Source organism: Arthrobacter sp. TMS2-4, assembly GCF_054511075.1.
Map to the genome: position 1 here is coordinate 20962 of NZ_JBTNDI010000011.1, position 18662 is coordinate 39623.

Sequence of the window (18662 nt, forward strand, 5' to 3'; positions counted from 1 at the left end):
ATGCCGCACCACGGAAATGAAGAAGAGCACCAGTCAGAGCCGGTGAACCCGTCCGACAGCCGGAACATCGACCCTGAGACAGGCGACGTCCGTGGGCAGCAGCAGGATGCCGGCGAGCCGGTCGCGGAGGAATCCGCGGCCGGTGCGCAGGACACGCCCGTAGCCGACGCCTCCGAGGGGGATGCACTGGCCCAGGCCGAGGCCATCCTGAACGAGGCCGGCGCCGAGGGCGAGACCAACCCGGCGGTGGACGTCGTCGCGGAACTCCGCACCGACCTGCTCCGCCTGCAGGCGGAGTACGTCAACTACCGGCGTCGGGTGGAGCGTGACCGGGACGTCGCCCGCGACCAGGCGGTCATCGGCGTCCTCAACTCGCTGATGCCCGTCCTCGACGACATCGACGCCGCGCGCCAGCACGGCGATCTCGCGGAGGGCCCGTTCGCGGCCATCGCGGGAAAGCTCGAGAACGTCCTGAAGGCGTACGAACTGGCCCGCATCGACGAAGTGGGTGTCGTGTTCGACCCGAACATCCACGAGGCACTCATGCAGCAGCCGAGCGCCGAGGTCCAGGCCGACAGCGTCAGCCAGATCCTCCGTGCGGGCTACCGCAAGGGCGAGCGCGTCCTCCGTGCCGCCCAGGTGATCGTGGCAGTGCCGGAGTAGTTGTACCCGCCGGGTGGGATGGTCTTCCCGGGCCAACGAAATTCCTGCGCTCGCAGAGCTCGCGAAGGAATATTAAAGGCCCTACGGAAGACCACCCCACCCGGTTCTCCCCGATGTGGCGGATACAGGAAGCTGTACCCCGACGCTTCGGGCCCCACACTTTCAGCAGTACCTAGGAAGGAGACACCAATTGGCCAGTCAGGATTGGGTCGACAAGGATTTCTACAAGATCCTCGGTGTCTCCAAGGACGCGTCCGGTGACGAGATCAAGAAGGCGTACCGGAAGCTCGCCCGCAAGCACCACCCTGACCAGAACCAGGGGGCCGCAGCGTCGGAGCGCACCTTCAAGGACGTGTCGGAGGCCTACTCCGTGCTGTCCGATCCCGAAGAGCGCCAGCAGTACGACGCCATCCGCGCGATGGGCGGCGGCGCGCGCTTCTCGGCGGGTGGAGCGGGCGGCGGCGCCGGCGGCAACGCCGGCTTCGAGGACGTCTTCGGCAACCTCTTCGGCCAGGGTGCGGGAAGCCGCCAGCGTACCGGCTTCTCCAACAGCAACCTGCCCCCCGAGTTCGCCGACCTGTTCGGCGGCGGCGGGGGCATGGGCGGCGGTGGCTTCCCGGGCGGATTCCAGTCCACCCGCCCGCAGAAGGGCGCCGACCGCACGGCGAGCACGTCCATCTCCTTCGCCGGTGCCATCAACGGCACGACGATCGGACTGCGCGAGCCCTCCGGGGAGCAGATCGACGTCCGCATCCCCGCGGGCATCCGTGACGGCCAGAAAGTCCGCGTCAAGGGCAAGGGCCAGCCGGGCCAGGCCGGCCCTGGTGATCTCATGGTCAGCGTCAGCGTGAAGGAGCACCCGCTCTTCAAGCGCGACGGCGACAACATCCGCGTCCACGTGCCCGTCAGCTTCCCGGAGGCTGCGCTCGGTGCCGAGATCCAGGTCCCGACGCTCTCCGGTGAGATGGTCACCATGCGGGTGCCCGCCGGCACGCCGTCCGGCAGGACGCTCCGGCTCAAGGGCCGGGGTGTGAAGACGTCGAAGGCGACCGGCGACCTGCTCGTGACCGTCGACGTCGTCGTTCCGCAGAACCTGTCCAAGGAGGCCCAGGCCGCCGTGGAGACCTTCCGCGCGGCCACGAAGGACGCGGATCCCCGCGCCGGTCTTGCCGCGAAGGCGCGCCTGTAGCAGCACGCTCGAGCAGGACCCGGGAGCATCGGTAACGGAAGGAGGGCTGCCCGCAATGGACCACACCCTGCCCATCTACGTCATCTCGGTGGCCGCCGAGCTCGCCGACATGCATCCGCAGACCCTCCGCCAGTACGACCGCCTCGGCCTCGTCACGCCGAGCCGGGCGCCGGGCCGTGCGCGGCGCTACTCGCAGAAGGACGTCAGCACCCTCCGCCAGGTCCAGCGACTCTCGCAGGAGGGCGTGTCGCTCGAGGGCATCCGGAGGATCCTCGACCTCGAGAACCAGGTTGCTGCCCTGCAGTCCCGCGTCGTGGAACTGTCCGCCGAACTGGCGGCCCGCCGGGTCCAGGCGGAGTCGAGCCGGGTGTTCGCCGCCGGGCTCGCGGGGGACGTCGTCACCCTCGCCCGCGGGCAGCGCCCGCGGCCCCGCAGTCAGGCCCTCATGGTGTGGCGTCCCGAACCGGCCCGCACCGCGTACAACCGGCCCCCCTACACCTAGGCGCCCGACCGCACCGCCGGTCCCGCCCCGGTGGAGCCGCGGACCACCAGGTCCGACTGGAACAGGATCTCCGTGCGCGTGGTGCGGTCCCCGTCCAGTTCCGTGACCAGGGCGTGGACGGCCGCCTCGGCCATCGCCGCCACGTTCTGCCGCAGCGTCGTCAGCGGAGGATCGGTGAAGGCCATGAGCGGCGAGTCGTCGAACCCGACCACCGAGATGTCCTCCGGCACCCGGAGGCCCCGGGTCTGTGCGGCGCGTACGGCCCCGAGGGCCATGACGTCCGAAGCGCAGACGATTCCTGTGTGTCCCGAATCGATGAGCTCGTTGGCCGCACTCTGTCCGCCCTCGATACTGAACATGCTCGTCGCGATGTGCGGTCCGGCGTCGTCCTCCCCGAGGAACTGGAGAAGCCCGGAGTGGAAGCCCTCCAGCTTTCGTCGGCTCGGGATGAACCGGTCGGGGCCGGACGCGAAGCCGACGCGCTGATGGCCCTGTGCCACGAGGTGCCGGACGGCCGTGCGGATGGCCGTGGCGTCGTCGTTCGAGACGGACGGTGCGTCGATCTCGGGCCTGGCGCCGTTGACGAGGACGAACGGCACGCGGCCGCGCAGGCGACGATAGCGCTCCATGCTCGCCCGGCCGTCGGAGTGGGCGGCGCAGACGAAGATGATCCCGCTCACGCCCTGATCCAGCATGAGGGCGACGTACTCGTCCTCGGTGATGCCGCCACCCGGCAGGGTGCACAGGGCAGGAATGTAGTCGTTCGGCGCCAGGAGTGCGGCGATCGCGCCGGCGAACGCCGGGAAGATCGGATTCACGAGATCCGGGACGACGACGCCGATCTGCCCCTTGGAGCGTCCGGCCGTCCGGGACGGCCGCTCGTAGCCCAGGCTGTCCATCGCCGCGAGGACGGCTTCCCGGGTCTCCTGGGAGGCGCCGCCCTTGCCGTTCAGGACCCGCGACACCGTGGGGACGCTGACGCCGGCGGTGCGGGCGACGTCGTCCAGGCGCGGCCGCTCGTTACGCTTGCCGGGAGTCATGGCCCCAATCTAGCGCAGCCCCCGGTCCGGTTGGAAAGATTGCGTGAAAGTTTTGTAAATTCCTTGACGATGGCCGCGTGCCCTCCTTAGGGTCGGGATATCCACCCCCCGTCCGGCCTGCAGCGACGCATGCCGGGGAAGGACCACCATGACCCTGAACAGCTTGGACACGGGCCGGACCGGCGGGAGACCAGCGCTGCGGCGCCGCTCCCGACTGGCCGCCGTCGTCCTGACCGCCCCGCTCCTCGCGACCTTCATGCCGGCGCCCGCGCTGGCCGACCACACGACCCCGCCGGGCACGGTGGCGCTGGTCGGCTCCCTGCAGGCGGAACTCGGCTGCCCCGACGACTGGCAGCCGGAGTGCGCCGCCACGACGCTCGTCCCCGTGGACGGCTCTCCGGACACGTGGTCGGCGACCTTCGACGTCCCCGCCGGAGCCTACGAGTACAAGGTGGCGCTCAACGGGTCCTGGGGTGAGAACTACGGCGCCGACGGCGCTGCCGGTGGCGCGAACCTGGCGCTCCAGGCCCCGGGCGGCCCCGTGACCTTCACGTACAACCACCGCACGCACGTCATCTCGAGCGACGCGCCCAGTGCGCCGACGGGGTCGACGGCGGCGCACTGGCTGACGGCAGACACCCTCGCCTGGGGTGCGGACGTGCCCGCCGACGCCCGCTTCCGGCTCTACTCCGCTCCGGAGGGCGGGCTCGCCGCCGCCGACGACGCCGTCACGGGCGGCACCTACATCGACCTCGACCGCGGCGGCGACGCCCTGCCCGCGGATCTCGCGGCCCGCTACCCGCATCTGGCGGAGCTGCCGACCGTGACCCTCGGCACGAAGGACGCGCGGACGGCTGGGGACCTGCTGAAGGGGCAACTGCTCCTGGCCGCCGTCTCGCCGGAGGGAGACCTCCTCGCATCCACGGGCGTCCAGGTGCCCGGCGTGCTCGACGACCTGTACGCGAGCGCGGCACGCCAGGAGCTCGGCCTCAGCTGGAAGGGTAAGAAGCCCGAGCTTCAGCTCTGGGCCCCCACGGCGCGCAGCGTGTCCGTGCAGGTCTTCCGCGACGGCTCCGGCGGGGACCCGATCGCCACCCGCCCCCTGCGCGCGGGCAAGGACGGCGTGTGGAGCATCAAGGGCGAGAAGGACTGGAACGGTGCGTACTACCTCTACGACGTCGAGGTCTTCGTCCCCGAGACCGGCGCCGTCGAGCACAACCTCGTGACCGACCCCTACAGCGTCGGGCTCTCCACGAACTCGGAGCGTTCGCTGATCGTGGACCTCGCCGATCCGGCACTCATGCCGTCGTCGTGGTCGGCCCTGCCGAAACCGGCGCTCGAGCGACCGGAGGAGCTGTCCGTCTACGAACTCCACGTGCGCGATTTCTCGGTCTCCGACACCACCGTGCCCGAAGCGGAGCGCGGCACCTACGCCGCGTTCAGCAGGACGGACAGTGCCGGCATGCAGCGGCTCTCGGAGCTGGCGGACAGCGGGCTCAACGCCGTCCACCTCCTGCCCGTGAACGACATCGGCACCATCGAGGAGGACCGGGCGCAGCAGGCCGAACCCGCGTGCGACCTCGAGGCGTTCGCCCCCGACAGCACCGAACAGCAGCAGTGCGTCAGCGCGGTCGCGGGCCGGGACGGCTTCAACTGGGGCTACGATCCGCTGCACTACACGACACCCGAGGGCTCCTACTCGACGAATCCCGGGGACGCCACGCGCATCCGCGAGTTCCGGGGGATGGTCGCCTCGCTCAACGAGTCGGGGCTGCGGGTCATCCAGGACATCGTCTACAACCACACCGCGGGTGCCGGCCAGTCCTCGGACAACAACCTCGACCGGATCGTCCCCGGCTACTACCACCGCCTGGACCCCGCGTCGGGTGCTGTCGAGACCTCGACCTGCTGCCCGAACACGGCGACCGAGCACACCATGATGGGCAAGCTGATGGTCGACTCGATCGTGACGCTCGCGCGCACCTACAAGCTCGACGGGTTCCGGTTCGACCTCATGGGGCACCACACCAAGCAGAACATCCTCGATGTCCGTGCCGCGCTCGACAAGCTGACACTGAAGCGTGACGGCGTGGACGGCAGATCCATCTACCTCTACGGCGAGGGCTGGAACTTCGGGGAGGTCGCGGACAACGCCCGGTTCGTCCAGGCGACCCAGGCGAACATGGCCGGCACCGGCATCGGCACGTTCAACGACCGGCTCCGCGACGCCGTGCGCGGTGGCGGACCGTTCGACGACGACCCGCGGATCCAGGGTTTCGCCTCCGGGCTGCTGACCGACCCGAACGGCGTCGCCGGCAACGGGACCGAGGCCGAACAGCGCGCCGAACTGCTGCTGTCGCAGGACCAGATCCGGGTGGGCCTGACGGGCAACCTGAGGGACTACACGTTCACCGACCGCACCGGCGCGCAGGTCACGGGCGCCGACGTGGACTACAACGGGTCACCCACCGGGTACACCGCGGACCCGCAGGAAAGCGTCACCTACGTCGAGGCGCATGACAACGAGACGCTCTTCGACGCGCTCGCGTTCAAGCTGCCGACCGACACCCCGATGGCCGACCGCATCAGGATGCAGACCCTGGCGCTCTCCACCACGGCCTTCGGCCAGGGCATCTCCTTCTGGCACGCCGGTGGCGAGGCGCTGCGCAGCAAGTCGCTGGATCGCAACAGTTACGACTCCGGCGACTGGTTCAACGTCCTCGACCACACGGGCACGGACAACGGCTTCGGCCGGGGCCTGCCGCCGCGGGCTGACAACGAGGGCAAGTACGCGTTCATGCGCCCGCTGCTGGCCGACCCGGCGCTCAAACCGACACCGGCCGACATCGCGGCCGCGCGCGGGCAGGCGCAGGAGCTGCTGCGGATCCGGCAGGGCAGCCCGCTGTTCAGCCTCGGGACCGCTGCCCTCGTCCAGGAGAAGCTGTCCTTCCCGGGCAGTGGCGCCGACCAGGAGCCCGGCGTGATCGTGATGCACCTCGACGACACCGTCGGCCCCGACGTCGACCCCGAGCGGACGGGCATCGTGGTGGTCTTCAACGCCTCCGCCGAGCCCACCACCCAGCACGTCCCCGCCGCAGGCCAGGGCTTCGCGCTGCACGCCGTCCAGGCGGACGGCAGCGACGACGTCGTCCGGCAGGCCACGGCCACCGAGGACGGGACCTTCACCGTCCCGGCCCGCACGGTGGCGGTGTTCGAGGCGAAGTAGCCGTACCCCCACGGGGCCCGGCATCCCGCCCGGGGTGTCGGGCCCTCCTGCGTCCCGGGCCGACCGCGGGGACGTCGGGCCGGCTCCGGGCCGGGGCCACGGCGTGTCGCGGCCCGGCATGCACGTCCGGGGGTGGAAGTTCCCCGGAACGGTACGAGGATCGCGTCAGGCGGACGGGGCGGCGGTGCTCGAACGGATGATCAGGGCGGTCCGGGCGGCGTGGTTCACGGGGCGGTACGCGCCCGGGTCCTGCAGGATCTGCAGCAGGCGCTCGACGGCACGCTTGCCCTGCTGCTGCGGGAACTGGGCCACGGTGGTCAGGCCGAGCGCCTCGCCGAGCTCGTGGCCGTCGATGCCGATCACCGAGACGTCCTCCGGGACGCGGAGGCCCAGCTCGCGGGCGGCGAGGATGGTGCCGACGGCCATCTCGTCGGAGGCGCAGAAGACGGCGGTCGGGGTGTCCCGCGGGTAGCCGAGAAGCTGCTTCGCCTGGCTGTGCGCGCCCTGGATCGTGAAGTCGGCGTTTATACGCCAGGAGTCGAGGATCTCCAGGCCCGCCGCGGCCATCGCCGCTTCGTAGCCCTGCCGGCGCGTTCCCGCGATCCGGAAATCGTTCTCGAAGGCGTCCGACCCGCCGAGGTGGGCGATGCGCCGGTGCCCGAGGGTGATCAGGTGCTCGGTGGCGAGCTCGGCGATCTCGCGGTCGTTGACGCTGTAGGTCTCGGCGCCCGGGAGCGGCCCACCGATCCCGACGACGGGCTTGCCCACGGCGAGGAGCTGCCCCAGCTCCTCGCGGCTCAGCTCGAGAGAGACCGGGATGACGCCGTCACAGCGTTGGCGCAGCAGGAACTCGGAGAGGACGCGGTCGCGGATACCGGCGTCCTCGTTCAGGTTGTACAGCGTGAGGTCGTATCCGGCGGTGAGGAGCGACGCCGCGAGGCTGTCCACGATCTGGGAGTAGTACCAGCGGGCGACCGACGGGACGACGACGCCGATGTTGCGGTGGCGCCCGGAGGCCAGCGAGGACGCCGTCGAACTGACGACGAAGTCGAGCTCCCTCGCCGCCTGGAGCACGCGCGCGCGCGACCGCTCGGAGACCCGGCCGTTGCCGCTGAGGGCACGGGAGACGGTGGCGGTGGACACGCCCGCCAGCTGGGCGACGTCCTTGATCCCGGCCATGGTCCCCCTTCCGTCCGGCAGCAGTGACGGGGACCCCGGGAGGGCCCCGTCCGATCATTGCGGATCCTGCGCTGATCTCCTACCCGGCGGACATCAGCCAGACACAGGCGTCCGGGGCGAGCATGCCGTCGGTGACCGAGCCCGGCGTGCTGACGGCGAGCACGGTGCCCTCCGGCACGGGGGCGGCGAACTCGCCCATGTTCAGCACCACCAGCACGTCGCCGTTGCGGAACGCGACGACGTCGGAGCACTCGAAGTCCCTGGACCAGCTGAGCGACCCGGCACCCAGGCGCAGGTCCCGGCGGAGCTGCAGGGCCGTCCGGTACAGCGAGAGGGTGGATTCGGGATCGGCGGACTGCACGTCGCGTGCGTACTCCGCCCAGCCCTCGGGTTGCGGCAGCCACGGTGTCGCGGGCGCCGCGGCGTCCCCGAACCCGAAGGCCGGCGCCTGGGACTGCCAGGGGAGGGGGACGCGGCATCCGTCGCGGCCGATCCTCTCGCCGGCCGTGCGGACGAAGGTCGGGTCCTGCCGTGCGTCGTCGGGCATGGCGGTGTGGTCGGGCAGCCCGAGCTCCTCGCCCTGGTACAGGTAGATGCCGCCGGGCAGGGCGAACATGGCGAGCGACGCGGCGCGGGCGCGGGCGAGGCCGGTCGCGGTGTCGGGCTGCGCGTCCGCGCGGCCGATGCCGTCGCCGCCGCGCGGCGGGCCGTCCGTCAGCCCGAAGCGGCTGGCGTGCCGCACGACGTCGTGGTTGCTGAGCACCCACGTGGTGGGGGCGTCGACGGCGTCGAACGCGGTGAGGGAGGAGGAGATGACGTGCCGGAGACCATGGGCGTCCCAGGGGTGGTGGAGGTAGGCGAAGTTGAACGCCTGGTGCATCTGGTCGGAGCGGACCCAGTTCGTGAGCCGCGGCAGGGGGTCGATCGAGGCCTCCGCGCACAGGATGCGCTCGCCGTCGTACTCGGCGAGGATGGCCCGCCACTGCCGGTAGATGTCGTGGATCTCCTTCTGGCCGAACATGGGCGCCTCCCAGCCGGGGAAGCCCTCGGAGGATCCGCCGTCGGCGCGTCCGCCCCAGTCCGGGAGACCCTCGGCCTTGATGAGGGCGTGGGCCACGTCGACGCGGAAGCCGCCGACGCCGCGGTCGAGCCAGAAGCGCAGGACGCGCTCGAACTCGGCCCGCACCGCGGGGTTGTCCCAGTTGAAATCGGGCTGCGAGGAGTCGAACAGGTGGAGGTACCACTGGCCCGCCGTGCCGTCGGCGTCGATGACGCGTGTCCAGGCCGGCCCGCCGAAGTGCGACTGCCAGTTGTTGGGCGGCTCGCTGCCGTCGGCGCCGAGACCGTCCCGGAAGATGAACATCGCGCGTTCCGCCGAACCTGCCGGCGCCGCGAGGGCGGCCTGGAAGAGCGCGTGCTCGCTGGAGCAGTGGTTGGGGACGAGGTCGACGATCACGCGGATGCCGAGGCTGTCCGCGCGGGCCACGAGCGCGTCGAAGTCGGCGAGGGTGCCGAACAGCGGGTCGACGTCGCAGTAGTCGGCGACGTCGTAGCCGCCGTCGCGCTGGGGCGAGGTGAAGAACGGCGAGAGCCAGACCGCGTCGATGCTGAGCTCGGCGAGATGCGCAAGCTCCGCCGTGACGCCCGGGAGGTCACCCATGCCATCACCGTTCGAATCCCGGAAGGAGCGCGGGTACACCTGGTAGATGACGGACGAGCGCCACCACTGGTCGCCCTCGGACGGGGTGTGGAGCGGTGCGTGGAAGGCGTCGGGGGAGGACAGGTCCTCGCCGGACAGGAGGGGGGCGATCTCAGACATGCGGATCATCCTAGACTGCCCGGCGCCGGATTATGGAAGCGTTTGCAGGAGAAGAAGCCTTGTCCTTCCGACTTTTCTCGGGTACCGGCGCGTCGGAGGCCCGGCGTTGGGTAAACCCGATGCAAGCGTTTACAGTTGTGACTCGGGTCACCGTCGCTCCCAGGAGGGAGCGGCTGTCGACACCCACGTCTTCCGGCCGGCGAAGCCCCGCGCTTCCTCCGGAGGATCGACAGAAGCCGCTCATGAAAGGTTCACCAATGAAGGTGCGATCCCCCCAGCCGACCCGTCGGCACGCTCTGCTCACCGGCGTGATGTCGGTGGCCGTCCTGGCCCTCACGGCCTGCGGCGGAGGAGCCGCCGACTCCCCCTCGGCCACGTCCAGTTCCGCAGCCCCGAATCTCGCCGAGGGTGGCGCCACCACCCTCACCATGTGGGTCGACGCCGAGCGCGCGCCCGCCCTCGAGGAGATCACCAAGTCCTTCAAGGAGGACACCGGTATCGAGGTCAAGCTCGCGGTGAAGGACTTCGCCGCGGTTCGGGACGACTTCATCACCCAGGTGCCCACCGGCAAGGGACCGGACCTGATCGTGGGCCCCCACGACTGGCTGGGCACGTTCGTCCAGAACGGCGTCGTCGCCCCCGTGGAACTCGGCGACAAGGCCTCCGAGTTCCAGGAGTCCGCGGTCCAGGCCATGACCTACGACGGCAGCGTCTACGGCGTGCCCTACGCGCTGGAGAACATCGCGCTGCTGCGCAACACGGACCTCGTTCCCGAGGCTGCGGACACGTTCGACGAGGTCATCGCCAACGGCGAGGCCGCCGTCGCGGACGGGAAGGCGACCTACCCGTTCCTGGTGGGCATGGACCCCAAGCAGGGCGATCCCTACCACCTGTACCCGCTGCAGACCTCGATGGGTGTGCCGGTGTTCGGGCAGAACGAGGACGGCAGCTACAACGCCGACGAACTGCTGCTCGGCGAACCGAACGGCGTGGAATTCGCCAAGAAGCTCGTGGAGTGGGGCGACACCGGATCGAAGGTCATTAACTCGAACATCACGGGTGACATCGCCAAGGAGAAGTTCAACGCCGGCGAGTCGCCGTACTTCCTGACCGGCCCGTGGAACGTCCCCGACGCGGAGGCCGCGGGCCTGAACCTCGCCGTGGACAAGCTCCCCACGGTCGGTGACCAGGAGGCCCAGCCCTTCATCGGTGTCAACGGCTTCTTCATCTCGTCGAAGAGCGCCAACGCGCTCGCCGCGAACGAGTTCGCCGTCAACTACCTCAGCACCGAAGCCGCCCAGGACGCCATGTACGACGTCGGAGGCCGCCCGCCCGCCCTGAAGGCCAGCTTCGACAAGGCCGCGTCCGATCCCATCGTCGCCGCGTTCGGCGAGATCGGCGCCAACGGCGTCCCGATGCCCGCGCTGCCCGAGATGCAGGCCGTCTGGGCCGACTGGGGCGGAACCGAGCTCGCGCTGATCAAGGGCGACGCCGACCCCGCCGAAGCCTGGACCACCATGGTGAGCAACATCGAGGCGAAGATCGCCGCGCAGTAGTACCCGCAGTACCCTGGGGGGGGGGGGGGGAGGGAGGGGGGGGGGGGGGGGGGCGGTGTGGGAGTATCTGTCTTCTTTTTTTTCTTTCTTTTCTGCTCCCTCCCGCCACCCTTCTCATCGCCACCCCTTCGAGGTGGCGGCACCACAGCAGCGGCCTTCCGCGCCGAACACCGAAAGCCTCCGCCATGCTCACATCGGCCCCTCCCGGCCCGGCCGCAACGCGCCCCAAGAAGACAGCCGCCCGCTCCGATTCGACCCTCGGCCTGCTCGCGAAGATCGTGCTGCTCGGCCTCGTGGACGCCTTCGCGGTCTACGTGCTCATCACGCTCTTCCTGCAGGAGAAGTGGGTGATCCTCCTCGTCGGTGCGGCCGTGACCGTCCTCGTCAACTGGATCTACCTGCGCAGGGGCGGCCTGCCGGCGAAGTATCTGGCCCCCGGCATCTTCTTCCTGGTGATCTTCCAGGTGTTCGTCATGGTCTACAGCGGCTACGTGGCCTTCACCAACTACGGTGACGGCCACAACAGCACCAAGGACGACGCCGTGAGCGCCATCCAGCTCTCCGCGCAGCAGCGGGTCCCCGATTCCCCCGCCTACCGGGTCTCGGTCCTGGAGGCCGACGGCGAGTACCACCTCCTCGCCACCGATCCCGACGGCGGCGTGTCCGTGGGTACCACCGGCGTGCCGCTCGAGGAGGCCGAGGACGCCGTCACCGACGGCACCGGCAAGGGCGTGGAGCTCGAGGGCTACCGCACGCTGCAGTTCGGGGAGGTCCTCGCGAACCAGGAGGACATCCTGGCGCTCACCGTCCCGTTCTCCGACGACCCGGAGGACGGCAGCCTCAAGACCAGTGACGGCTCGAACGCGTACGTCTATCGCCCGGCGCTGAGCTACGACGAGACCACGAGCACGTTCACCGACCTCGAGACCGGGACCACCTACTCCGACACGGGCGAGGGCTCCTTCCGGTCCGCGGACGGCGAGCAGCTGAGCACCGGCTGGAAGATCAACGTCGGCTTCGACAACTTCGTGAAGGCGTTCACGGATCCGAACATCCGCGGCCCGTTGCTGCAGGTGGTCCTGTGGACCTTCACCTTCGCCATCGTCTCCGTCCTGTCCACGTTCGCGCTCGGCCTGTTCCTCGCGAACGCCTTCAACCTGCCGGACCTGCGCGGCAAGCGGATCTACCGCATCCTGATGATCCTGCCCTACGCCTTCCCGGCCTTCCTCGCCGGCCTCGTGTGGTCCGGGCTGCTGAACCCCGAATTCGGGTTCGTGAACAACACCTTCTTCGGCGGCGCGGACATCCCGTGGCTGACCGACCCGCTGCTCGCGAAGATCAGCGTGCTCGTCGTGAACCTCTGGCTCGGCTTCCCCTACATGTTCCTGGTGTGCACGGGGGCCCTGCAGTCCCTGCCCGAGGAGGTCGACGAAGCCGCCCGCATGGACGGCGCGACCGGCTGGCGCATCTTCACGGCCATCAAGCTGCCCCTGCTGCTGGTCTCGGTCGCGCCGCTGCTGATCGCGAGCTTCGCGTTCAACTTCAACAACTTCAACGTCATCTACATGCTGACCGACGGCGGCCCCCGCTTCTCGGGCACGACCGCGAACATCGGCCACACCGACATCCTGATCACGATGGTCTACGAGATCGCGTTCGGTACCGGTGTGGGCCGCGACTACGGCCTGGCCAGCGCCCTGTCCATCATCATCTTTCTCATCGTCGCCGTGATCTCCGCCATCAGCTTCCGGCAGACCAAGGCTCTGGAGGACATCAACTGATGACCACGTTCACCGACACCCCGGCAGCCACCCCCGCCGAGACGCCCACCGGGTCCCACCGGGCCCCGGCGCAGCGCAGGCGCAGCTTCGGCCAGTGGTTCAGGCACAAGGGCTGGCGCCATGTCGTCGGCGTCGTGACCACGCTCTTCGCCGTGTTCCCGCTGCTCTACGTGCTCTCCGCGGCCCTCAACTCCAACGGGACCATGGCCGGTTCCAACGTCCTGTTCAGCAGGTTCGACACCGGCAACTTCGAGGCCCTGTTCACCAACCCGAACCGGCCCTTCGGGCGGTGGTTCATGAACACCATGGTCATCGGCGTGGTGACGTCCGCGGCCACCGTGTTCCTCGGCGCCCTCGCCGCCTACGCGTTCAGCCGTATGCGCTTCAAGGGCCGCCGCGTCAGCCTGCTCTCGCTGCTGATCCTGCAGATGTTCCCGCAGCTGCTTGCCGTCGTCGCCATCTTCCTGCTCCTGAACGCGATCACCGACGTGGTGCCGTGGCTCGGCCTCGGCAGCCAGCTCGGCCTCATCATGGTCTACCTGGGCGGAGCGCTGGGCGTGAACACGTACCTCATGTACGGGTTCTTCAACACCGTCCCGAAGTCCCTCGACGAGGCCGCCCGCATCGACGGCGCCAGCCACGTGCAGGTGTTCTTCACGATCATCCTCCCGCTCGTCACGCCCATCCTCGCCGTCGTGGGGCTCCTGGCGTTCATCGGCCTGAGCAGCGAATTCGTGATCGCCAGCGTGGTGCTGACCGACCCCGACTCGCAGACCCTCGCCGTCGGCCTGTACTCCTACGTGGCGCAGCAGCGGTCCGAGAACTGGGGCGTCTTCGCGGCCGGCGCGGTACTCGCGGCCGTGCCGGTCATGGCCCTGTTCCTCTTCCTGCAGAAGTACATCACCACCGGTCTCGTCTCCGGCTCCGTCAAGGGCTGACCCGTGCAGGACCCGTTCCTCGCACCCCACCACGACGGCTCGCCCCTGTACGTGCCCGAGCAGTCGCCGGGCGTGGGGGACAGCCTCGACCTGCGCGTGCGGGTCCCCGTCCGGTGGGGGACGCCCGGACGGGTGTTCGTCCGGTCCGTCCGCGACGGCGAGGGGCACTACGACGAGGCGCGGCTCCTTCCCGGGGAGGGGGACGACGGCGCGTGGGCGTGCTGGGAGGCGCGCGTCACCGCCGTCAACCCCACGCTCCGCTACCGGTTCCTGTTCGAGCTTCCGGGCGCCCGCGGCCCCGAGCTCCGGTGGCTCAACGCCGTCGGCACGTTCCGCCGGGACACCCCGGACCGCGACGACTTCCGGATCGACTGCCGTCCGGCGCCCGCGCCCTGGGCCCGGGACGCCGTGATCTACCAGGTCTTCCCCGACCGGTACGCGCGGTCGTCCGCGGCGGTGCCCCTCGACGCCCTCCCGGACTGGGCGGTCGGCTGCCGGTGGGACGATCCGGTCCAGCCGCGCGGCGCGCTGACACCCCGGCAGGTCTACGGAGGAGACCTCGACGGCATCACCGGGCGCCTCGACCACATCCAGGCGCTGGGTGCGACGGTCCTGTACCTCACGCCCTTCTTCCCCGCGCGGTCCAACCACCGGTACGACGCCTCGACGTTCGACGAGGTCGACCCGCTCCTCGGCGGGAACGCCGCCCTCGTCCGGCTCGTCGAGGCCGCCCATGCGCGCGGCATCGCCGTCCTCGGTGACCTCACGGTCAACCACACCGGCGACGCCCACGACTGGTTCCGCACGGCGGTCGCCGATCCGACCTGCCGGGAAGCCGGCTTCTACTACTTCAGCGAGGACGGTACGGAGTACGCCAGCTGGTTCGGCGTCCCGAGCCTGCCGAAGCTCGACTGGTCCTCCGAGGAACTGAGGCGGCGCTTCGTCGAGGGCCCGGAGTCGGTGGTGGCCCGGTGGCTGCTCCCGCCGTACAACCTCGACGGCTGGCGCATCGACGTCGCCAACATGACCGGTCGGCACGGGCGCGTGGACCTCAACCGGGAGGTCGCCGCGCTCATCCGGGGCACCATGGACGCTGTCAGGCCCGGGCTCATGCTGCTCGCCGAGTCGACGGGCGACGCCACCGAGGACCTGTCCGGAAGGACGTGGGACGGCGGCATGACCTACTCGAACTTCACCCGCCCGCTCTGGCAGTGGCTGGCCCGCGAGGACCGGGCCACGGAGGGCATCAACTTCTTCGGCACGCCCGCACCGGGCGTCCCCCGGATCGACGGCGGAGACCTCGTCGCCACCCACACGGCGCTGTCCTCCGGGTTCTCCTGGCGCGTCCGCTCGCAGAACATGACGGCGCTGAACACCCATGACACCGCGCGCGCCGCCTCGGTGATGGTCGACGGCGGCACCGCCGTCGGGCTCGCCCTCGCCTTCCTGTTGCCGGGGCTGCCCACGCTCTTCGCCGGCGACGAGTTCGGCCTGCGGGGCACCAACGGTGAGGACTCCCGCACGCCCATGCCATGGGACGGTCCGGACGGTCGCCCCGCCGACGTGCGAGCCCTGATCGCGGACCTGGCGGCGCTTCGACGTGCCTCCCCGTCGCTCCGGGACGGGGCGGTGCGCTGGCTGGCCGCGACGCCCGACGTCGTCGTGTTCGTGCGTGAACACGAGGAGGAATGCCTCGTGGTCGTGGCAGCCCGGGCGGACCACGACGGCATGCGGGTGCCACTCGACCTGCTGCCCGGCCCGTGGGCCGAGGCCGAGCGCGTCGATCCGGGTCGGCAGCCCGCTTCGGCGGAGGAGGTGGAGGGCGCCCTCGTCCTCTCGGGCCGCGGGCCGGGCGTCGCGGTGTGGCGTCTTCCCGGCGTCCTCACGTCCGCCCGCCGGGGATGGGAGAGCCCCTGACGGCTGGAATTTGTCAGGGGAGCCGGGCAGACTGGATGGATGAACCACATCCCGGGGAACCATCATGCTTGAGGAGCTCGTCGAAGCCTTCGCCGTCGGTCTCGGGGTGCTCCTCGCCCTCGGCGCCGGCACCGGCGTCGCCGGCTGGCTCACGGTGCGGAAGGTCAGGAGCTCGCGCATCATCGAACGGACCAGGGAGCGCGGCATGCTGGCCGCCCGCGCCTACTCCCCGGATGCGCTGACCCGGGAGCCCGCCCGGCTGATCGGCAACCTCGCCCGGTCCTCGCGCGCCACGCACCTCGCCCTCGCAGAGGCGAAGGCGCAGGGCCGACCGGTGGGCGACCTGCCGCGGGCCGCCACGGAGATCGACCAGGCGGCCGCGTCCCTGGAGAACCTCCTGCGGGCGGCGGACCGGGAGCCCAACCGGGCGCTCAAGCAGGAATGGACCAGGGAACTGTCCGCCCAGGCGCATGCCCTCGACGAACTCTCCGCCGACCTGCGCCGGAGTCTCCTGCAGACCTCGCGGTCCATCGACACGCTCCAGCTCGAGCGTGCCACCACTCGTCTGCGCACCGAGATCTCGGCCATGGGGGCATGGCGGGACACGTACGGGAACGGGCAGACGTGGTGAGAGGTTCGAGAAGGTAGCCACACCACAACCAGCCAGGGGTCCGAGCAATGTCGATCAAACGCCGCATCACGCGCATCGTGCAGGCCAACCGGAACGCGGCCGTCGAAGCGAAGCAGGATCCTCGGGTCCAGGCGCAGAACGCCCAGGCGACCCAGCACTCGCTGCTGGACCAGGCGCGTCGCGGGGCGGCCGACGTCGCAGCGCACCATCACCGGGTGGGCTTGGCCGCCAATGACGCCGCCGCCTACCTGAACCGGGTGGAAGCAGCCGCCGCGGCCGCCGTCCAGCGCGGGGACGACGACGCCGCGCGTGCGGCGATCCGGGAGTCGATGACCGCCCGCCGACGCCTCGAGACGCTCACACGGCAGTTACGGGAAGCGGAGGAGCAGTCCCGCCGGCTGCAGCAGGACGTCCGGCGGCTCGAACAGCGTGTGCAGCAGAACGCGCTGGAGTACGACGCCATGCTGGCCCGGCGCGCTGCAGCGCAGGCCGCGATCGGCGTGCACGACGCCCTCGCCTCCTCCTCGCGGGACGCGGCGGCGATCGACGCCGCACGTCGGAACGCCGAACTCGAGGTGCGGCGGTTCGAGGCGCAGGCGCAGGCGCGCGAGGAGCTCTCCTGGACCGATCCGTCCTCCCCGCGCCTTCAGCAGGCCTTCGAGGAACTCGAGGCCGAAGCGGCGACCCAGCAGGAGCTCGAGGAGCTCAAGCGGAGGAACGCGCGGCGCTATCCTCCAGCGCAGCGCTGAGCGCCCGCAGGACGGCGTCGTCGACGTCGTCCTCGTGCCGGAGCCGGATGCGCCAGGCGAACGGATCGTTGGCGCGGACCGGTTCGAGTCCGGGCAGGTCCGGCACCGCCAGGCGGAAGGACAGATCGACGGCGGTACGGGTTGTCGGGGTGAGCTGGGCGAATTTCCGCCGTGACGACTGCAGTGAGACGTACGTCTTGCGCATCTGGATGATCGTCCCGGGTGTCGCCGCGGCCCAGAGCAGGATCCGGTCGGCGACGGGCTTGAGGGCCGGCCGGTCCGCGTACTGGCCGGCGTAGAGTTCGTCGGCGGACCGGAGGAAGAACTCGGGGATCCCGAAGACCTCCCAGTCGACGCTCATCAGGTTGTACCCGGTGACCCCCTGTTCCCTGAGCCAGCGGGACAGTTCCTCGCGCGTCGTGATGCCCGCGGCGCGGGCCTCCCCGGCCCAGTCCGACGGCGTCCGCCCGGTGGTACGCAGCAGGCGTGCCGCGTTCGTGTCCACCATCGACTGCCAGCTCCGCATCTCGGTCATGCCCACACTGTAGTGGCAGCGATGGGGCATGATCCTCGGAGTCCCCGAGCCCGGCCCCCACCCCGGAAGGGCGTCGAGGAGCGTTGCTACACTCGGCGCATGACTGAGCTGAGCGGTGCCCATGTCCTCGTCGTCGGCGCCACCGGGGTCCTCGGGGCGGAACTGTCGCGGCAGCTCGCTGCCCAGGGCGCCAGGGTGACGCTGTCCGGGCGGTCGGAGGACAAACTGGCAGGCCTCGCGGAGGAACTCGGGGAGGCCGTCGTCGGGACCGTCGCCGCTGATCTGGGCAAGCCCGCGGGCCCGGCGGACATCGCCGCCGCGGTGTACGGCCGGGAGCTGGACGGACTCGTGTTCGCGTCCGGTGTGGTGGCTTTCGGGCCGGCCACGGAGGTGGACGACGACACCCTCGACGAGCTCATGCTCGTGAACCTGCTCGGCTGGATGCGGCTCGTCCGCGCGGTCGCACCCTCGCTCGGCAAGGACTCGTTCATCGTGCAGATCAGCGCCGTCGTCGCGGAGAGCCCGACGGCGGGCATGGCCGCGTACTCGGCCACGAAGGCGGGGCTGAGCGCGTACGGGAAGGCGCTGACGCTGGAACTGCGCCGGCAGGGCGTCCGCGTTCTGGATGTCCGTCCGCCGCACACGGAGACCGGCCTCGCCACCCGGCCGATCGCGGGCGAAGCGCCGAAGCTGCCGCAGGGGAAGGATCCGGCGGCCGTCGTCGGACGCATCGTCACCGCCATCCGCGACGGCGAGCGGGATCTGCCGTCGTCGTCGTTCTGACCCTCCCGCCCGGGCGCTGACGGGCACCCGCCCACGGACCGCGCGTCCTCCCTGCCCACCGAGCACGGGCTGACAGTGGGCATGGTCAGACATGCCCACGGGAAGGGCCGCACAGTGGGGAGAAGTGCCGCGGTGCGCAGGGCCGCGGAGCAGC

General features: G+C 70.5%; 15 protein-coding genes. 11 read left to right on the forward strand and 4 right to left on the reverse strand.

All coding sequences use genetic code 11. From position 1 onward, the window contains the following. From ACX80F_RS13340 to ACX80F_RS13350, 3 genes are all read left to right on the forward strand, one after another. Positions 1 to 663 carry a nucleotide exchange factor GrpE gene (locus tag ACX80F_RS13340; protein WP_459336889.1) on the forward strand — a complete coding sequence of 221 codons (663 nt, stop codon included), beginning with the start codon at positions 1 to 3 and terminating at the stop codon, positions 661 to 663. Positions 664 to 853: 190 nt separating this feature from the next. Continuing rightward, the gene (locus tag ACX80F_RS13345) at positions 854 to 1852 is read left to right on the forward strand and encodes a DnaJ C-terminal domain-containing protein (protein ID WP_459336890.1); all 999 of its coding nucleotides are present in this window, start codon (positions 854 to 856) and stop codon (positions 1850 to 1852) included. A gap of 55 nt (positions 1853 to 1907) precedes the next feature. Continuing rightward, positions 1908 to 2354, forward strand: a complete 447-nt coding sequence (locus ACX80F_RS13350; protein ID WP_459336891.1) for a heat shock protein transcriptional repressor HspR — start codon at positions 1908 to 1910, stop codon at positions 2352 to 2354. Here ACX80F_RS13350 and ACX80F_RS13355 read toward each other — a convergent pair. Further along, entirely contained in the window at positions 2351 to 3394 is a 1044-nt protein-coding gene (locus ACX80F_RS13355; RefSeq protein ID WP_459336892.1) for a LacI family DNA-binding transcriptional regulator, read from the reverse strand. The two genes, ACX80F_RS13350 and ACX80F_RS13355, sit on opposite strands and share 4 nt — an antisense overlap. 148 nt (positions 3395 to 3542) lie before the next feature. On the opposite strand from ACX80F_RS13355, the gene pulA reads away from it, so the two are divergent. Then, on the forward strand, positions 3543 to 6620 hold the full coding sequence (gene pulA / locus ACX80F_RS13360) for a pullulanase-type alpha-1,6-glucosidase (RefSeq protein WP_459336893.1): 3078 nt from the start codon (positions 3543 to 3545) through the stop codon (positions 6618 to 6620). 165 nt (positions 6621 to 6785) lie between these two features. Here pulA and ACX80F_RS13365 read toward each other — a convergent pair whose 3' ends face one another. Beyond that, positions 6786 to 7799 carry a LacI family DNA-binding transcriptional regulator gene (locus tag ACX80F_RS13365; protein WP_459336894.1) on the reverse strand — a complete coding sequence of 338 codons (1014 nt, stop codon included), beginning with the start codon at positions 7797 to 7799 and terminating at the stop codon, positions 6786 to 6788. Between the two features lie 79 nt (positions 7800 to 7878). Further along, positions 7879 to 9618 carry a glycoside hydrolase family 13 protein gene (locus ACX80F_RS13370; RefSeq protein ID WP_459336895.1) on the reverse strand — a complete coding sequence of 580 codons (1740 nt, stop codon included), beginning with the start codon at positions 9616 to 9618 and terminating at the stop codon, positions 7879 to 7881. Between the two features lie 257 nt (positions 9619 to 9875). Between ACX80F_RS13370 and ACX80F_RS13375 the strand changes: the two genes are divergently transcribed. The 6 genes from ACX80F_RS13375 (at position 9876) to ACX80F_RS13400 (ending at position 17190) form a co-directional block, all read left to right on the forward strand. Next, positions 9876 to 11174 (forward strand): sugar ABC transporter substrate-binding protein, encoded by a 1299-nt coding sequence (locus tag ACX80F_RS13375; protein ID WP_459336896.1) that lies wholly within the window; start codon positions 9876 to 9878, stop codon positions 11172 to 11174. A gap of 185 nt (positions 11175 to 11359) precedes the next feature. Continuing rightward, positions 11360 to 12955: an ABC transporter permease subunit gene (locus ACX80F_RS13380; RefSeq protein ID WP_459336897.1), complete on the forward strand. Its 1596-nt coding sequence runs from the start codon at positions 11360 to 11362 to the stop codon at positions 12953 to 12955. Beyond that, positions 12955 to 13893 (forward strand): sugar ABC transporter permease, encoded by a 939-nt coding sequence (locus ACX80F_RS13385; RefSeq protein ID WP_459336898.1) that lies wholly within the window; start codon positions 12955 to 12957, stop codon positions 13891 to 13893. The genes ACX80F_RS13380 and ACX80F_RS13385 overlap by 1 nt, the downstream gene beginning before the upstream one ends. Positions 13894 to 13896: 3 nt before the next feature. Next, positions 13897 to 15810 (forward strand): glycoside hydrolase family 13 protein, encoded by a 1914-nt coding sequence (locus tag ACX80F_RS13390; protein WP_459336899.1) that lies wholly within the window; start codon positions 13897 to 13899, stop codon positions 15808 to 15810. 64 nt (positions 15811 to 15874) lie between these two features. Continuing rightward, positions 15875 to 16441 (forward strand): hypothetical protein, encoded by a 567-nt coding sequence (locus tag ACX80F_RS13395; RefSeq protein ID WP_459336900.1) that lies wholly within the window; start codon positions 15875 to 15877, stop codon positions 16439 to 16441. A gap of 47 nt (positions 16442 to 16488) precedes the next feature. Next, entirely contained in the window at positions 16489 to 17190 is a 702-nt protein-coding gene (locus ACX80F_RS13400) for a PspA/IM30 family protein (protein WP_459336901.1), read from the forward strand. On the opposite strand, the gene ACX80F_RS13405 is transcribed toward ACX80F_RS13400, so the two are convergent. Next, positions 17147 to 17725, reverse strand: a complete 579-nt coding sequence (locus tag ACX80F_RS13405) for a DUF5655 domain-containing protein (protein WP_459336902.1) — start codon at positions 17723 to 17725, stop codon at positions 17147 to 17149. The two genes, ACX80F_RS13400 and ACX80F_RS13405, sit on opposite strands and share 44 nt — an antisense overlap. Before the next feature lie 99 nt (positions 17726 to 17824). Between ACX80F_RS13405 and ACX80F_RS13410 the strand changes: the two genes are divergently transcribed. Continuing rightward, positions 17825 to 18508 carry an SDR family NAD(P)-dependent oxidoreductase gene (locus ACX80F_RS13410; protein ID WP_459336903.1) on the forward strand — a complete coding sequence of 228 codons (684 nt, stop codon included), beginning with the start codon at positions 17825 to 17827 and terminating at the stop codon, positions 18506 to 18508. Positions 18509 to 18662: the final 154 nt, after the last annotated feature.

Excerpts from the sequence above, each read along its gene's own strand:
- ACX80F_RS13385 (WP_459336898.1), top strand. The coding sequence starts at position 12,955 with ATGACCACGTTCACCGACACCCCGGCAGCCACCCCCGCCGAGACGCCC.
- ACX80F_RS13340 (WP_459336889.1), top strand. The coding sequence starts at position 1 with ATGCCGCACCACGGAAATGAAGAAGAGCACCAGTCAGAGCCGGTGAAC.
- ACX80F_RS13370 (WP_459336895.1), bottom strand. The coding sequence starts at position 9,618 with ATGTCTGAGATCGCCCCCCTCCTGTCCGGCGAGGACCTGTCCTCCCCC.
- pulA (WP_459336893.1), top strand. The coding sequence starts at position 3,543 with ATGACCCTGAACAGCTTGGACACGGGCCGGACCGGCGGGAGACCAGCG.
- ACX80F_RS13395 (WP_459336900.1), top strand. The coding sequence starts at position 15,875 with ATGCTTGAGGAGCTCGTCGAAGCCTTCGCCGTCGGTCTCGGGGTGCTC.
- ACX80F_RS13350 (WP_459336891.1), top strand. The coding sequence starts at position 1,908 with ATGGACCACACCCTGCCCATCTACGTCATCTCGGTGGCCGCCGAGCTC.
- ACX80F_RS13375 (WP_459336896.1), top strand. The coding sequence starts at position 9,876 with ATGAAGGTGCGATCCCCCCAGCCGACCCGTCGGCACGCTCTGCTCACC.
- ACX80F_RS13405 (WP_459336902.1), bottom strand. The coding sequence starts at position 17,725 with ATGACCGAGATGCGGAGCTGGCAGTCGATGGTGGACACGAACGCGGCA.
- ACX80F_RS13380 (WP_459336897.1), top strand. The coding sequence starts at position 11,360 with ATGCTCACATCGGCCCCTCCCGGCCCGGCCGCAACGCGCCCCAAGAAG.
- ACX80F_RS13365 (WP_459336894.1), bottom strand. The coding sequence starts at position 7,799 with ATGGCCGGGATCAAGGACGTCGCCCAGCTGGCGGGCGTGTCCACCGCC.
- ACX80F_RS13410 (WP_459336903.1), top strand. The coding sequence starts at position 17,825 with ATGACTGAGCTGAGCGGTGCCCATGTCCTCGTCGTCGGCGCCACCGGG.
- ACX80F_RS13355 (WP_459336892.1), bottom strand. The coding sequence starts at position 3,394 with ATGACTCCCGGCAAGCGTAACGAGCGGCCGCGCCTGGACGACGTCGCC.
- ACX80F_RS13400 (WP_459336901.1), top strand. The coding sequence starts at position 16,489 with ATGTCGATCAAACGCCGCATCACGCGCATCGTGCAGGCCAACCGGAAC.